The 14,540-nt window shown below is 42.6% G+C and carries 18 protein-coding genes and 1 riboswitch; of the genes, 14 read left to right on the top strand and 4 right to left on the bottom strand.

The genetic code is table 11. The features are described 5' to 3' along the window. Positions 1 to 178: 178 nt before the first annotated feature. Both KH172YL63_RS13685 and KH172YL63_RS13680 read left to right on the top strand, forming a co-directional pair. Positions 179 to 1,057, top strand: a complete 879-nt coding sequence (locus KH172YL63_RS13685) for a LysM peptidoglycan-binding domain-containing protein (protein ID WP_173106627.1) — start codon at positions 179 to 181, stop codon at positions 1,055 to 1,057. 105 nt (positions 1,058 to 1,162) lie between these two features. Further along, positions 1,163 to 1,297, top strand: a riboswitch (FMN riboswitch). A 152-nt stretch (positions 1,298 to 1,449) separates the two neighbouring features. After that, the gene (locus KH172YL63_RS13680) at positions 1,450 to 2,019 is read left to right on the top strand and encodes an ECF transporter S component (RefSeq protein WP_173106626.1); all 570 of its coding nucleotides are present in this window, start codon (positions 1,450 to 1,452) and stop codon (positions 2,017 to 2,019) included. A 175-nt stretch (positions 2,020 to 2,194) separates the two neighbouring features. Here the strand turns inward: KH172YL63_RS13680 and KH172YL63_RS13675 are convergent, their stop codons facing one another. Then, positions 2,195 to 2,443 (bottom strand): ferredoxin, encoded by a 249-nt coding sequence (locus tag KH172YL63_RS13675; RefSeq protein ID WP_173106625.1) that lies wholly within the window; start codon positions 2,441 to 2,443, stop codon positions 2,195 to 2,197. Between the two features lie 223 nt (positions 2,444 to 2,666). Between KH172YL63_RS13675 and KH172YL63_RS13670 the strand changes: the two genes are divergently transcribed. From KH172YL63_RS13670 to KH172YL63_RS13640, 7 genes are all read left to right on the top strand, one after another. Then, entirely contained in the window at positions 2,667 to 3,731 is a 1,065-nt protein-coding gene (locus KH172YL63_RS13670; RefSeq protein ID WP_173106624.1) for a YpbB family protein, read from the top strand. Further along, complete coding sequence (locus tag KH172YL63_RS13665) at positions 3,709 to 5,181, top strand: RecQ family ATP-dependent DNA helicase (protein ID WP_173106623.1); 1,473 nt, start codon at positions 3,709 to 3,711, stop codon at positions 5,179 to 5,181. Before KH172YL63_RS13670 ends, KH172YL63_RS13665 begins: the two co-directional genes overlap by 23 nt. Before the next feature lie 9 nt (positions 5,182 to 5,190). Beyond that, positions 5,191 to 5,790 carry a CPBP family intramembrane glutamic endopeptidase gene (locus KH172YL63_RS13660; RefSeq protein ID WP_173106622.1) on the top strand — a complete coding sequence of 200 codons (600 nt, stop codon included), beginning with the start codon at positions 5,191 to 5,193 and terminating at the stop codon, positions 5,788 to 5,790. Further along, a complete protein-coding gene (locus KH172YL63_RS13655) occupies positions 5,783 to 6,448 on the top strand; it encodes a LysM peptidoglycan-binding domain-containing protein (RefSeq protein WP_173106621.1) in 666 nt (221 codons plus the stop codon). The genes KH172YL63_RS13660 and KH172YL63_RS13655 overlap by 8 nt, the downstream gene beginning before the upstream one ends. Positions 6,449 to 7,081: 633 nt before the next feature. Further along, complete coding sequence (locus KH172YL63_RS13650) at positions 7,082 to 7,609, top strand: phosphatase PAP2 family protein (protein ID WP_173106620.1); 528 nt, start codon at positions 7,082 to 7,084, stop codon at positions 7,607 to 7,609. 46 nt (positions 7,610 to 7,655) lie between these two features. Next, complete coding sequence (locus KH172YL63_RS13645) at positions 7,656 to 8,804, top strand: glycosyltransferase family 4 protein (protein ID WP_332066850.1); 1,149 nt, start codon at positions 7,656 to 7,658, stop codon at positions 8,802 to 8,804. A 137-nt stretch (positions 8,805 to 8,941) separates the two neighbouring features. After that, on the top strand, positions 8,942 to 9,391 hold the full coding sequence (locus tag KH172YL63_RS13640) for a DUF2663 family protein (RefSeq protein ID WP_173106618.1): 450 nt from the start codon (positions 8,942 to 8,944) through the stop codon (positions 9,389 to 9,391). Positions 9,392 to 9,479: 88 nt separating this feature from the next. On the opposite strand, the gene KH172YL63_RS13635 is transcribed toward KH172YL63_RS13640, so the two are convergent. Genes KH172YL63_RS13635 through KH172YL63_RS13625 form a run of 3 tightly spaced genes read right to left on the bottom strand, consistent with a single transcriptional unit; the run spans position 9,480 to position 10,559 of the window. Next, a complete protein-coding gene (locus KH172YL63_RS13635) occupies positions 9,480 to 10,049 on the bottom strand; it encodes a manganese catalase family protein (protein ID WP_173106617.1) in 570 nt (189 codons plus the stop codon). A 21-nt stretch (positions 10,050 to 10,070) separates the two neighbouring features. Next, positions 10,071 to 10,331, bottom strand: coding sequence for a spore coat protein CotJB (locus tag KH172YL63_RS13630; RefSeq protein ID WP_173106616.1), 261 nt, complete (start codon positions 10,329 to 10,331; stop codon positions 10,071 to 10,073). 6 nt (positions 10,332 to 10,337) lie between these two features. Next, a complete protein-coding gene (locus KH172YL63_RS13625) occupies positions 10,338 to 10,559 on the bottom strand; it encodes a spore coat associated protein CotJA (protein WP_173106615.1) in 222 nt (73 codons plus the stop codon). Between the two features lie 203 nt (positions 10,560 to 10,762). Between KH172YL63_RS13625 and KH172YL63_RS13620 the strand changes: the two genes are divergently transcribed. The 5 genes from KH172YL63_RS13620 (at position 10,763) to KH172YL63_RS13600 (ending at position 14,269) form a co-directional block, all read left to right on the top strand. Then, positions 10,763 to 11,398 carry a CBS domain-containing protein gene (locus KH172YL63_RS13620; protein ID WP_173106614.1) on the top strand — a complete coding sequence of 212 codons (636 nt, stop codon included), beginning with the start codon at positions 10,763 to 10,765 and terminating at the stop codon, positions 11,396 to 11,398. A 59-nt stretch (positions 11,399 to 11,457) separates the two neighbouring features. Further along, positions 11,458 to 11,841 carry a hypothetical protein gene (locus tag KH172YL63_RS13615; protein WP_173106613.1) on the top strand — a complete coding sequence of 128 codons (384 nt, stop codon included), beginning with the start codon at positions 11,458 to 11,460 and terminating at the stop codon, positions 11,839 to 11,841. After that, positions 11,834 to 12,610 carry a metallophosphoesterase gene (locus KH172YL63_RS13610; protein WP_232066028.1) on the top strand — a complete coding sequence of 259 codons (777 nt, stop codon included), beginning with the start codon at positions 11,834 to 11,836 and terminating at the stop codon, positions 12,608 to 12,610. The genes KH172YL63_RS13615 and KH172YL63_RS13610 overlap by 8 nt, the downstream gene beginning before the upstream one ends. A 91-nt stretch (positions 12,611 to 12,701) precedes the next feature. Continuing rightward, on the top strand, positions 12,702 to 13,613 hold the full coding sequence (locus KH172YL63_RS13605; RefSeq protein ID WP_173106611.1) for a MerR family transcriptional regulator: 912 nt from the start codon (positions 12,702 to 12,704) through the stop codon (positions 13,611 to 13,613). A 71-nt stretch (positions 13,614 to 13,684) separates the two neighbouring features. Then, the gene (locus KH172YL63_RS13600) at positions 13,685 to 14,269 is read left to right on the top strand and encodes an adaptor protein MecA (RefSeq protein WP_173106610.1); all 585 of its coding nucleotides are present in this window, start codon (positions 13,685 to 13,687) and stop codon (positions 14,267 to 14,269) included. Positions 14,270 to 14,540: the final 271 nt, after the last annotated feature.

Below are 14,540 nucleotides of genomic sequence, written 5' to 3'. Positions count from 1 at the left end.
CCGCCCGACCTCTCCTTTTTAAATAAATAGGGAAGAACAGGTATATTTATCTTAAAATTAGCCAAACTACTGAAAGGAAAATTATCTCATTGTGATAATCACCCTTCTGAATGTAGGGAGGAGCATGTGATGGGGTGCGGTGCACATCATAAGCCCATTGATAGTAAGGAGGAAAGAGATGATGATGGATGAGATGAAGAGACCTTTTTGTATCGTCCTCCTGGTAATGGTTTTGGGAGGGTTGTTTCTGCCCCGGGGAACTGCAACCGCAAAGGTGGATTTGGTCAAGAAGGAGACAGTCTCATGGACGTTCCCGGTGGATGGCTATATTACTGATTATTTTGGAAGCAGATCTGGCACACATAAAGGAATCGATATCGGGGGGGAGGTAGGTTCCCCGGTATTTGCGGTAGATAAAGGAATTGTCATGAAGTCGTATCTTTCAGAAACTTATGGTCATGTTGTATTTGTGCGGCACAACAATGGTTATGAAACTGTTTATGCCCACCTGGAAAGTAGGATGGCAGATGAAGGTCAAGAAGTGTTGCAAGGCCAGCAGCTTGGCACGCTTGGAAATACAGGCAGGTCAACGGGTGCCCATCTTCACTTTGAAGTTCACAGGGGTGAATGGACCATTGATAAAGATTATGCGGTAGATCCGTTTCGGGTTTTCGGCCACGGGGAAGTCGGGGAACTGGTATTTGCGAATGAAATGGACCCTTATCAGACAGTGGATGTCACCGCCTCGGCTGCAGTCATGGAGACGGCCGGGAATCATGTGGTGAGTAAAGGCGATACGCTTTGGGCGATTTCACAAAGATACAATTGTTCGGTAGATAAGCTGAAAGCGGCAAATGGGTTGATTGATACGCAAATCAGCATCGGTCAGAAGCTCGTCATCCCGGGATCAAAAGAGAATACATATGTGGTGAAGTCCGGTGATACATTGTTTTCTATTTCTTTGTCCCTAGGGATGGAGGTAAATGAACTCGTGGCTGTAAACAACCTCGATGCACATGCAGCCATTTATCCAAAACAGGTGCTGAAGGTACGTTAGTGCTTGAAAACAAAAGTGTCACAGGGGATGTATTTTGAATTCGAGCTTTTTTTCTTCACATATTCCTTATCATTATGTATAATAGGGGTGTATAAAAAAATAAAGATTCGTCTTCGGGGCAGGGTGAAATTCCCTACCGGCGGTGATGAAACGATTTGTTTCTAAGCCCGCGAGCCTTTAGGGGCAGGATTTGGTGCGATTCCAAAGCCGACAGTATAGTCTGGATGGGAGAAGATGAAGGTCTGTGCCACAACGTTTAGAAAATGGGAAGCTAAACGTTTATTAGGGTATGCCTTTCACTCTCTTAGATGCTTTTGATCTAGGAGTTTTTTAATGCTACCTTGGTTTGACCATCTTCGATTTGAGATGAATCTCCAAAGGGAGAGAGACAGATGAAAAAAATGAATACGCGCATGTTTGTTACAATCGGTATGTTAAGTGCCATCTCGTATGTGTTAATGTTATTCAACTTCCCAATACCGCCATTTCCAAAATTCTTAATGGTAGACTTCAGTGATGTTCCTGCTTTGATTGCAACCATTACATTAGGACCCGTTGCCGGGATTTTGGTGGAATTATTTAAAAATGTAATCGATTATGTACTGACAGGAAGCGATACAGGCGTTCCGATCGGTCATGCAGCAAACTTCATGGCTGGAATCCTATTGATTCTGCCGACCTACTATGTTTACACACGTTTTCAATCAAAAAAAGGTTTGTTGATCGGACTGATTACAGGAACTGTGGTCATGAGTATAAGCATGGGAATTTTGAATTACTTCGTATTCCTTCCCGCTTATAAATATTTTATGAATTTCGAACTTCCATCAGAAATCATCATCACCGGGATCGTGCCATTTAATATCCTTAAGGGAATTCTGATCACGACCGTATTCACGCTATTATTCGTTCGCCTTCAAGGATGGTTATCTAAACAAACTGCCTTGAATAAAGCGGCATAATCAAACTATATACTGAACCCCTCAACATGTTGAGGGGTTTTTCTACTGTATTGGACCAGGAAATAAGATATATGGACAGTGGTGTAAAATAAAGCGGCTGTTGTAAATGGTGTGATAAGACTGAAACAATCATAAAAAAACTGAGGGGAATCTTTCCCCTCAGTTCTCACTCTTACTATTCAAACTTAAGTGCATCTCCGTCGAATGGTTCTTCAGATATCTTAATGGAATCCGTAGGGCAACCTTCGAATGCATCGATCATATCATCTTCTAATACGTCAGGAACTTCTACCGTTCCCTGGTTATCATCTAATGTTACAAACGCAATGCCTTCATCATCATAGTCGTAAATATCTGGAGCTGCAGCTCCGCATGCGCCACATGCAATGCATGTATCTTTGTCGACAATCGTATACTTTGGCAAAGAAAAAACCTCCCACGTAAATAATTCTATATAATTCATCATTATACACAGTGTAAGTTTGTGAAAAATCACTTAATGTTTATTTTATAGAGGATTGGGTGACATTTCAATAGTTACGTGCTCTCTTTTTATTTTTATCCTTAATAAGAAAAACAAAACATCGTCTGGGTGCGAATTCATGGTACAATATTTGACAATAACCTACAAGGACAGGAGCAGGAAATTGACCTATCTTAATTATGTGATTCTGTATTGTTTGAAACAAATTAATGAAGAGAGATCGATTTACGCTGTTTTTCATATTTTGAAAGGAAAAAAATCCTCTCAATCGATTCAAGACGCGCACATTTTTAAACTGCAGCCATTTTTCCTTTCGCTCCCCAAATTGAAACGGTCGTATTTTAATCAGAAGATACTGGAGTTGGAAAGTGCAAGGCTGATCAAGCTTGATGAAACTGAAAAAGCGGCTGTATTGGATGCGGGGTCCTTGCTCGTAAAGGAGCATTTCTATGGTGAATCATTCCCCTCTAGGATGGATGGACTGCAATACGGCGACCTAGCACGTCTTTTCTGGCTGAGATTGAGCCTGCTGGTCCAGGTGCTTTCGAATGCGAAGAAAAAGGAAACGTTGTATTTTCCTGTACAGCGGAACAGGCAGGTCCAGGAATGGGTAAAGCATGCATTGAAGGCTAACCCTGATATCGACCGCTTTACAACAGAATTACATCATGAGTTATATAGCTCTCTTACAACACAGGCAACCGATCCCTCCATCCTTGTATTCCGGTTGACCGGATACGATGATTTCGGATGGACCGAACGGCAGGTCGCTGATATGTTAAAGATGGATAGAGAAGAATACCGGTTCCGCTTTTTGAATTTATTACATGGACTTTTATCAGAAATAGCAAGGGAATCATCGAAATTCCCTTTATTATATTCAATGGGGGTAAATCGTGAACATTCCCAAAATCTTACAATTTCTACAAGCAAGACGTACGATTTGTATAAAAGGGGCCACAGCATTGAGGAAATTGCGAGGATCAGGAACTTAAAAATCAATACGATTGAAGATCATATCATTGAGCTTGCATTAACCAAGAAAGACTTTGGCATTTCCCCGTTCATCACAGCTCAGGATTATGATGACGTCATCCATGCAATGAATGATATGCAAACGAGAAGGCTGAAACCGATCAAAGATAAGCTACCCCAATTATCTTATTTCCAGATAAGGGTCGCAATTGCAAAGGCAGGTGAGGGCAGTGGATTTACATCTGGAGCTTAAGAAACGGTTTGGTTACACGTCTTTCAGGGAAGGTCAGGAAGAAATCATACGGTCGGTCCTAAACCATCGGGACACGGTGGCCATGCTCCCTACCGGAACCGGGAAATCGCTGTGTTATCAGTTGCCGGGATATTTGATGGACGGTCATGTACTGATCGTTTCACCATTGCTATCTCTTATGCAGGATCAAGTAGAACAGATGAAAGTGATGGGAGAAAAGCGGGTGATTGCACTCAACTCTTTTTTGCCTTTTAAGGAAAAAAGGGCTGCACTCGAGCAGTTGCAGCATTATAAGTTCATTTACATATCACCTGAAATGCTTATGAATGCAGGGGTGATTTCTGCGTTACAATCATTGGACATTTCCTTGTATGTCATAGACGAAGCCCATTGCATTTCCCAGTGGGGACCTGATTTCAGGCCGGACTATTTAAAACTTGGGGAACTCAGGGAGAAGCTTTTGAATCCGACCACCCTGGCATTGACTGCAACAGCAACGGAAGAAGTGAGAAGAGACATCTCCCGTGTATTGGGAATAGACGATGCCGCTGAAATGGTTTATTCGATCGATCGTGGAAATATCGGATTGTTCGTTGAAAAGGTGGGGGGACCAAGTGAAAAAATGAATGCCTTGCTTGAACTCGTCAACACATGGGGAGGTCCTGGGATCATTTACTTTTCGAGCAAGCGAATGGCTGAGGATGTGGCACGTTGGATTGGTGAACAGGGCGTAACCGGTGTGGCATACTATCACGGGGGGATGGAGCAGGAGGACAGGATATTGATACAGCAGCAGTTCTTATCAGGTAAGCTGAAGCTGATTTGCGCCACCTCTGCATTTGGAATGGGTGTGAACAAAGAAGACATCCGTTTTGTCATTCACTATCACTTCCCATCGAGTATAGAAGCGTACTTGCAAGAAATCGGCCGAGCCGGCAGGGATGGGGAGAAAAGCATCGCCGTGATTTTATATGCGGAACAGGACTTTTCTTTGCCTTTAGGGCTGATCGAGAGTGAATTGCCTGAGGATGCTCAAATAGAAAGATTTATAAAAGAAAGTCCAAACAATCATGCGAAGGAATTGATTGAAGTCCTGCAGCTTTCAGAGGTGCAATTTCGATTCCTCACACATTACACATCCGAACTTTCACAGAGCAGGGATGCAGAACCTCATAGATTGGTAGAGGGGATCAAACGAATCCGCAATAACCGTTTACAATACAAGAAGGACAAGTTATACTTCATGATTCAGTGGATTCAATCCGAGTCCTGCAGACGAAGGGGGCTTCTACATTATTTCAATGAGACGTTACAAAAAGAAAACAGTTTTTGCTGTGATCGATGCGGTGCCTCCATCGAAGACTTCTCAACTGAGCCGTTTACAGAGGCAATCGCTCATCCTGTAGAGGCAACGTGGGAAAAAAGGTTGGAAAAATTATTGTTAGGATAAGTGGTAACGATGAAGAAACAAGGAGAAATCATTCAACAACTTTCTAAGAAGCAATTAACGTTTCATTTGTATTTTACGCAAATAGTACTATTAACGATTGCCTTTGGATTGGGTATATTTTTATTTGATAGCTGGTCAGAGTTTCTCGGACAATTCCGTTTATCCCCCGCCATGCTCACCGTAGGTCTCGGGAGTGGATTGGTCATTGTCTTGATCGATTTATTATTGATGAAGACATTACCCCCTGATTATTACGACGATGGAGGGGTGAATGCCCGGATATTCACGAACAGAAGCATTGGGGAAATCGCACTTCTGGCTTTTTTCATCAGTGTGAGTGAAGAGATATTATTCAGGGGTGTTCTGCAATTTCATTTTGGATTGATCCTATCAAGTTTGATTTTTGCCATCATCCATTTCAGGTATTGGGCCCATTGGTTTTTGATCATCAATATTGTCCTGTTAAGCTTTTGGATCGGTTTCATTTACAAGCAAACGGGTAATTTAGCTGTAACCATCATCATGCACTTTGTTATCGATTTCTTACTAGGATTGTATATGCGTAAGAAAGGAAGACAGGGAAGTAAAGAAGGGATGTCTCATGAGTAAAGACCCATATCGAGATCAAGCTGCGAAACTAAAGAAAAAAATTGAACGGACTCCAGTCGAAGAGCCGTCAAGAAAAAGGGAACCGCTTCCTCCAAGAAGTGAATTGCACAGAGAAAAACAGAAAAAGAATAAATGGAAGCTGAAACATCCATTAATCAGCATGCTGCTGATATTTTTTATTCTGCTGCCTTTGACTGTATTTAGCATATATTCTTATTTTGATAATCGAAGCGAACCGCTGTTTGACATAGCCGATGAAGCAGGCGGCGTTGTGGAAGTTGATTATGATCAAAATGATCCTGAACCTGAAGAAAGTGAAGAAGCACCGGATTCAGCAAAACAAGAGCCGCCTGACACCCACGCTGAAAAAGAAAAAAGTACCGGTACTCCTTCCGCAGCAGGCGGAAAGAACGAAAAACCAGCTGCCGCCCCTGCTGGTCAGGAAGAGAAGCCAAAGGAAGAGGAGAAAAAGGAGCCTGAGGCTGAACCGGAATACAAAATCGCCTATCATACTGTAAAGCCTCAGGAAACCCTCTACCGAATTGCTATGAATTACTACCATTCTCCTGAAGGAGTGGACCGAATTAAAGAGTGGAATAAAATCCAGGATAATGAAATCCAAACTGGACAAGTATTGGAAATCCCGTTGGATCAGTAAGCTGCCTGTGATTTAGCAGTCAGTCACATCCTCCAGAGATGTCTGTGTATTTGATGAATACGTAAACAAACCAGAAGAAATCCGAACCAATGCGCCATTCTTTTATGAATGTCGATTGTTCGGTTTTCTTTTTTTTGGCTGTTTTCGTAAACATTGTGGCTTATAAACAAGCGAGGTGCGGTTGATTTCCGCTACAGATGCTCGCTTTCCGCGGGGCTGGCGGTGAGCCTCCTCGGACTTCGTCCTGCGGGGTCTCACCTGTCCATCAGTTCCCGCAGGAGTCGAGCATCTTCCGCTCCAATCAACCATCGAAGGTAAAAACCGAAAATTCACTGATTTAACTGCTTATTCATCTTCTGAAGAGTAGTGATCAACGTCAATGAAGTACATTACCCTTGATTCATTAATATGGCAATTTTATTATTCCACAGTCTCAAATTTCCGAAGATGCTCACATTAATGTCTAATAATAGCAACAATCTATACGAAAAGAGCCTTTTTATTATAGATTCAACCCCTTTTACAAATCCTTTTCAACATTATCCAGAAACATTTACATTCCATTATAAGAAGCGTAACAAACAAATTTTATAATGGTCTCAAGTGGTCTTGAATAGGAAAGGAGAGAGTTGGATGGACAGAATGATGACCCGGTTTAGACAGATGGACGACTCGTTGTTTTACAGAATCAATGGAAGCAGACAGTTATTCAGATCATTTTTTGGTTATGTCACTCACCTGGGAGGGGCACGGGCAACGGTTTCTGCCATGCTGTGCCTATTCATTTTCAGTCAATATTTCACCTCAATCCAAAAAACAGTGGTGGTCGCCATGATTTCACTGACCTTCAGTCATATCCTTATGGCAATGATCAAAAGGATGGTCAGGAGAATACGCCCTTATATCAAGCTGCCAGACGCGATTTTGCATGGATATGAATTTAAAGATCATTCATTCCCGTCGGGTCATTCGACTGCCATATTTTCAGTCACCATACCCTTTATGGTCCACTTCCCTGCCAGCATGCTCATCCTCTTTATCATGAGCTCACTTGTCGGGTATTCGAGGGTCGTCCTTGGTGTGCATTACCCTTCAGATGTAGTGGCAGGAGCGTTTCTTGCATGTGTGACAACCTTAAGTGTGATGTGGTTCATGCTGTAAATCCAACCGTTCAAACGCACGAAAGCAAGCTTAGAAGGGGGAGATGATGGTGAGAGTAGCGCTTTTTTCTGATACGTACCACCCGCAGGTGAATGGAGTGGCCAGAACGTTGAAAAGGTTAACAGACCATTATGAAAAACGGAGGATCCCATACAAAGTGTTTGTCCCGGATCTTCAGGATAAAAAAGAATCCTACCCGAATGTGCATTCATTTACCAGCTTCCCTTTTTTTCTGTATCCAGAATGCCGGACGGCCGTTGCCAATCCCAAGACGATTGTAAAACAGCTGAATGATTTTTCCCCGACGCTTATCCATGTTACAACCCCGCTCTCGATGGGCCTGTTCGGTATCCGGGCAGCGAAGAAGATGAATCTTCCCCTCGTCGCCTCGTATCATACTCATTTCGATATGTATTTGAACTATTATAAAATGATGTGGGTATCTCCTTTGTTATCGAAATATATAAAATGGTTTTATTCCCAGGCAGACCGTATTTTTGTCCCATCAGAAGAAACGAAGCAGCATCTAATCAACCAAGGGTTCACTGATTTGTCCATTTGGGGGAGGGGAGTCGATTGTGAAGTGTTTTCCCCTGTGAAAAGAAGTCCTGCCTTCAGAGAGAAATGGAAAATTATGAAGAAATACATCCTCCTTTATGTCGGGCGCCTCGCTCCTGAAAAAGATTTAGAAACACTTGAAAAAACTATCAAAAACCTTCCTGAAAACATGAAGAATCAAGTTCAGTGGGTCATCGTTGGGGATGGTCCAATGAAACAGGAACTGATGGACAAAACAAAAGGGGAAGGTGTCATCTTTACGGGATATCTCACAGGTGAGGGGTTGGCAGAGGTGTATGCATCCTCAGACTTGTTTGTGTTTCCTTCTGCATCTGAGACGTTTGGAAATGTTATATTAGAGGCTTTTGCATCAGGCTTGCCGGCGGTGGTGGCCGATAAAGGTGGAGTGACAACGATCGTTGAACATAATCAGACAGGGATGATAGCGAAAGCGCATCGTGCCGAGTCATTCATTCAGCATATCACAGAAGTGCTCAGGGAAGACAGAATCGGCTATCTGCGAATGAAGTCCCTTCAAATGGCCAGGCAACAGTCATGGGAGCAGATCTTTGACCAGCTCGTCGAAGAATTCTCGGAAGTCAGCCATGTCTATAAACAAAAACAAATGCTTGGCTAATTCCATACTGGGATTTCGAGAATCAGGTCATATGAGGCAATTCCTAAAAAGGATCTTTCCAGGTCCTTTTTTTATGTTTGCTAGTCTATCATCATGGACAAGTCCATACAATATAGGGAAGAAAGGAGGCGGTGGGGATGAAGATACAGGATTTCGGAGAATGGACGGATCAAGCGACGGGACAAATGCTACATAATCTGATAGAGAAGAAACAATCATTTGAAAAGGCGAAAGCCAATCATCTTTATTCTTTATGGGGAACGATTTTTTCATCATTCTTTCTTCTATATTATCTCATGAAGCAAGTTCTCGAACCCTATTCTTATTCCTTTGCAGCGATGTTTTCTGCATTTGTGTCCAATTCTCTGCATCTATTGCTGATGCTGGGACTTGTTGGACTATTCGGGATGACAAAGATTCTGTATGAAAAGAAAGAAAAAAAAGAGAAGGAATTTCATGCGTTAAGATGTGAGGTCATCGACCGAAGCAAGGATCTGTGGAAAGAAGATGCGTGGAAAAAAAGGCATCAGGTATTCGAGATGTTGAAAAAAGAATGGGACATCAATCTTTTTCATGTATCGAAATAATGTATGAAAGCAAATAAAGGCCCATGGCAGCAGGGCCCGACAAGATTGTGGGACCTTTTGGCCGATGTGCCTGAATATGCAGGATGATTTAGAAGAATACTTTTCTGTCTCTCTCTTCCTTCAGGATTTCAACTGCTTCCCGGAACCGCTGGGAATGGATGATCTCACGTTCTCTTAAAAAGCGTAAACCATCATTCAGGTCAGGGTCATCGCTCATATTAATGATCCACTGATACGTTGCCCTGGCTTTTTCTTCGGCAGCGATGTCTTCGTAAAGGTCTGCAATCGGATCCCCTTTAGCTGCAATATAGGCAGTGGTAAAAGGTACACCTGCTGCATTTTGATAGAAGATCGCGCCATCATGGTTCACATAATGGGGGTCAAGTCCTGCATCTTTCATCTGCTGTGGAGTGGCGTCTTTGATTAACTTATAAACCATCGTTGCGATCATTTCAAGATGAGCAAATTCTTCTGTACCAATATCCGTTAGCAGCCCGATTACTTTATCAGGAATCGAATATCGTTGATTGAGGTATCGGAGCGCTGCGGCAAGCTCTCCGTCGGCACCGCCGTATTGTTCAATAAGGAATTTCGCTAATTTCGGGTTGCATGTACTCACTCTGACGGGATATTGCAGCTTCTTCTCGTACACCCACATATTTTTATACCTCCTTCATGCTTATACTTGCCATGGCCAAGGGGCATCCTTCCAGTCCCAGGGATAGTTGGAGTAGCTATACCCATAGTGGGTCAATGGCCCGAATTCCTTTTCGAATTTCTTTTTGATTTGCTTTCGAGTCTTGATGTACATATTGTATTGGGAGATTGCTTCATAGTCTTCAGGATGGGTATCCAGATAGAGGGTGAGATCGACTATGACGAAATCCACCGCCTGCAGTTCTTCCAACACTTCATAATAATGTGGGGGGAGTTGTTTCATGGCCGTTTAGTCTCCCTTCATTTTTTCGTATGGACTGTAATACGGGTCGTAAAACACTTTCCACAGTGTTCCTTTTTGTAATGCCTCCTTCGGTGAATATTGCTCCAGGTTTGGCGGCTGGAAGCCCAAATAAAGGTTCGGGGGAGTTGAATAAACCTTCCGGGTAATCGGCTTACAAGGATCGAATGGGCTCACGTACGGGTAATAATCCTTATAGAACTCAGTCAAAGAAATCCCTCCTTTGTTAAAGGCATACATACATGGTTAATAGAGCAGGTGCATCACTCAACCCTTCAGATACAAAATCCTTCGTAACAACATATGAATGGAAGAATGGGAACATGCAAACTAAATATATTCATATTATTAGAGGGAAATGCAGTGTAAATGTTGAATATATATGTGAATGATATTAATGATGAGGTGGTCAAATGTTTGTAAAAAATGCCATGATACCCAAACACAAATGCTATGTGGTCGATGAGAATGATTCAATCGAAAAAACCCTAAACGTTCTTGAACATCATAAAATTGATGGCGTGCCCATCCTCTCGAATGATCAATTTAGAGGTGTAGCGACCCGTTATAATATTTATCAAAGCTTCTTCCATTCCGGGATGGAGAAAGATGCATTCCTAAAAGAGAAGAAAGCGAGGGACATACTGGCCGACACAGATAAGTTCATTACGGAAAAAGATGTATTTGAAAATGCACTCATTGAATTGCAGGATTCACCAATCCTGCCTGTCGTCGGGGAACAAAATGAGTTTCTTGGGCTCATCACCCGATTTGATGTGCTTGACCAGTTTAGAAGCGCATTCGGAATGGATCAAAAAGGAGTGCGGATTGCGTTTTCTTCTGTAGAAACCGAAGGGCGCATCGCCCGTCTCGGGGATATCATCCAACAGTATTCCGAATCAGTCATCTCGCTTGTAACGTTTGATGAAACAGATAAATTGCTGAGACGCATTGTCCTCAAAGTGGAAAAAAAGGACAATATGGATAAGTTCCTTAATAAATTGGAGAAATCCGGATTCCGCATCCTGGATATTCATGAAGATGAATAATTGAATGAAATCCTGTATGAAAACTGATCCTTCTCATAAGATTTATGGGAGGGATTTTTTTGTTCAATCATGTTTGGAAATTATTATTTACGCTGCTGTTAGGGTATCTGTTCATCACCTGGTTTCCGGCGGAAGAACAAGTGAATGAACCTGAATTCATCGTCGAATTGGTATTAAATCCGATTCAATTCTTTGCCGCTTCTCTTGCCTTCATGGGCGGATTGATGGTTCAGGGGAATGTGGTCAAAATTGAATGTTCTTCTATTCTCCGACTGATGAGGGGTAAAATACATAAAGAACTATGGCTCGTCCCCATCCATATCATCGTGATTTCTATACTATGCACCCTCGGACTGTGGCAAACGATGATTTTTTCCTGCTTAGCGTTTTTTTATGGTATCATTTCTTTAGATTTCCGCCGTCAAGGAGGCCATGATGCTTGAATTCAGTATTATTTCATTACTAGCAGGAGGAGTCATTCTCCTTCTTATCATGATATATGAAGCACGTCGAAATACGGTTAAGAAGGAAGAGTTGATTCTCGGGGGCTTTCCCCCGGAAATGTCACCGCTGTCCCTGTTTTTCATCTCAGATATACATAAGCGGGAGATTTCAGAAGATGTCATCAAAGAAGTGAAAGGAAAGACCGATTTGGTCATCATAGGCGGTGACCTCCTTGAAAGAGGGGTGCCGTTTTCGAAAGTTGAAGAGAATCTGGAGCGTCTTATGACTATCGGTCCCGTGTATTTCGTGTGGGGAAATAACGATTATGAAACCGACACGAGCAAATTGAGACAAATCTTCAAAAAAAAGGGAATAAAAGAAATCGTCAATGGATCATTGAAAGTGCCCGTTGGGAATGGGGTAATCAACCTGATCGGGGTGGATGATGCCAGCACTCAACGAGCGGATTATCAACAGGCAATCGGGGAAACAGATCCCGGAAAATTCAATCTGTTGATCAGTCATGATCCGAGGCTGGTAAAACAAGTACAAAAAGAAGATGGAATCGATCTTATGCTCAGCGGGCATACACATGGGGGACAGATTCGACTGTTTGGTTGGGGGATGTATAAAAAAGGAAGACTTGAAATTCTACCCCAGACCACCCTATTAGTAAGCAACGGTTACGGCACGACTGCCATCCCACTGAGACTTGGGGCTCCAGCTGAAACCCATCTCCTGACGATTAGAAATGGGCAGGGGTTATGAACATGTCTTGTTCATAACCTATACATATTTTACACAAAGCGGTTTCTCGATTATAATCTTAGTGACATGAGAAACACTTGGGGGACGAACAATGAGTCACGAAAAGAAATTAGAAGGCAAGTATAATATAAAGGCTGTCTCTACCATACTGGGGATACAGCCCGGCACTTTGAGGGCTTGGGAAAGAAGATACCAGATCATCGCGCCAGTCAGGAATGAATCGGGACATCGATTGTACACCGAGCAGCATTTGAATATCTTGAAGTGGCTGGTTGAGAAAGTAGATCAGGGATTCACGATCAGTCAGGCAGTCGCACTACTGGACAAGCAGGATCTAGAGGACAGTGAAATCAACTCGTCTCAACAAAAGGACCGTACACAATCCATATCAGATGATTTACTAAAGGCCCTCTTGCGTTTTGACGAAACTAAAGCCCACGAAATCATCAACCAGTCGTTTGCAGTTTATACGATAGATAAAGTCGTCATCGACATTCTTGGTAGCCTGCTCGTGAGAATCGGGGACTTGTGGGAAAACGGGGAAATAACGACGGCACATGAGCATTTCGCAACCTCCATACTCAGATCGAGGATCGGGATCATCATGCATTCATTTCCCCATAATGGCATACTACCTAAAGTCGTCGCAGTTTGCGGCCCAGGTGAATGGCATGAGCTGGGACTGCTGATCTTTACCCTGTATGTAAGAAGAAAAGGCTTTGAAGTCATTTATCTCGGATCAAGCATTAAGGAAAATGATATAGATGTAGTCCTTGATGAAGTGGATCCGAAGTTTCTCTTTTTCTCATGCACCCTCATGGAAAACACAGATCATCTTCTGAACCTTGTTTCTTCATTAAAAGAAGAAAGGGAGAATCTTAACATCGGCATCGGCGGGTTTGCGGTCGACCATCTTCCGAACAAATTAAAAGAAAAGTTCGGCGAACATATCGTGGGACAAACCAAAGATGAGTGGGAGCAATGGCTGAAAAGTAAATTATAACTGTATGATGCACTGTTTTTTACCCCTTACATAGTATGACTATAAATCGTCACACTCTAGGGGGTACGAAGATGAAGCTCGAAAGAATTTCGGAGAATAAAATTAAATTCTCCATCAGTGTGGAGGAATTAGAGCAGAAGGGTTTGTTTGAGCAGGATCAATGGAAAGATTCCTACATGTGGCATGATCTTTTTGAAGACATGTTAGATGAAGTCCAGGGGAAGTTCGGAATCGAAGCACAAATGGAAATCACCGTAGAGATTGAATCCTTCGATGATTATGAAATATGCATGATCCTCACTTTAGAGTCAGAAGATGATTTTTCTGATTGGGAAGACGGGATGGAACTGATGAACTTTGAGAGTGATCATGATATTCTGGTCTATCTTGATGATGTTGAGGATTTGATTAGCCTCCTGAAGCGACTGGATGACACGGATAAAGTAAGCAATTCCCTCACTCAATTGAGCATCATCCATTTTGAGAACCATTATTATGTACTTATCGAAAATCTGCTGGAAGGGGACAGCTTCATCCTCGAAGCAATCTGTACCGATTACGGCCAACAATCCAATATCACGAAGCACATCCTGTTGGAGTACGGGAGGATTGTCTTGCTGAAGGACAGCATAGAAAAAATATTGTTTTATTTCTAAGTATCGGCGATAAAACCGTATACTGTTTCATCCTTCTCCCCCTTGATAACATAAAGTTAGGAAGGATGCATCTTTTGGATTTGTCAAAGGGTGCTTTTTCTTTTTTAGGTATGTGGAAGCAGGCGCAGGAGCCTTGTTCGTTTAACTTGTGTGGAGGGCCCTTCCGCTTTTCGCGATGTCCAGCTGCGGGTCCTTGGTGCTCGAGGTCATAAGCCAAACAGTCCAAAAAGGCAAAGAACGCTTTTCCGGCCTGTTCGTCTTATGCTTGTCG

Source organism: Bacillus sp. KH172YL63 (assembly GCF_011398925.1).
In the GTDB taxonomy this organism is placed as follows: Bacteria; Bacillota; Bacilli; order Bacillales; family Bacillaceae_B; genus Rossellomorea.
This window is presented reverse-complemented; position numbering and strand designations above follow the sequence as displayed.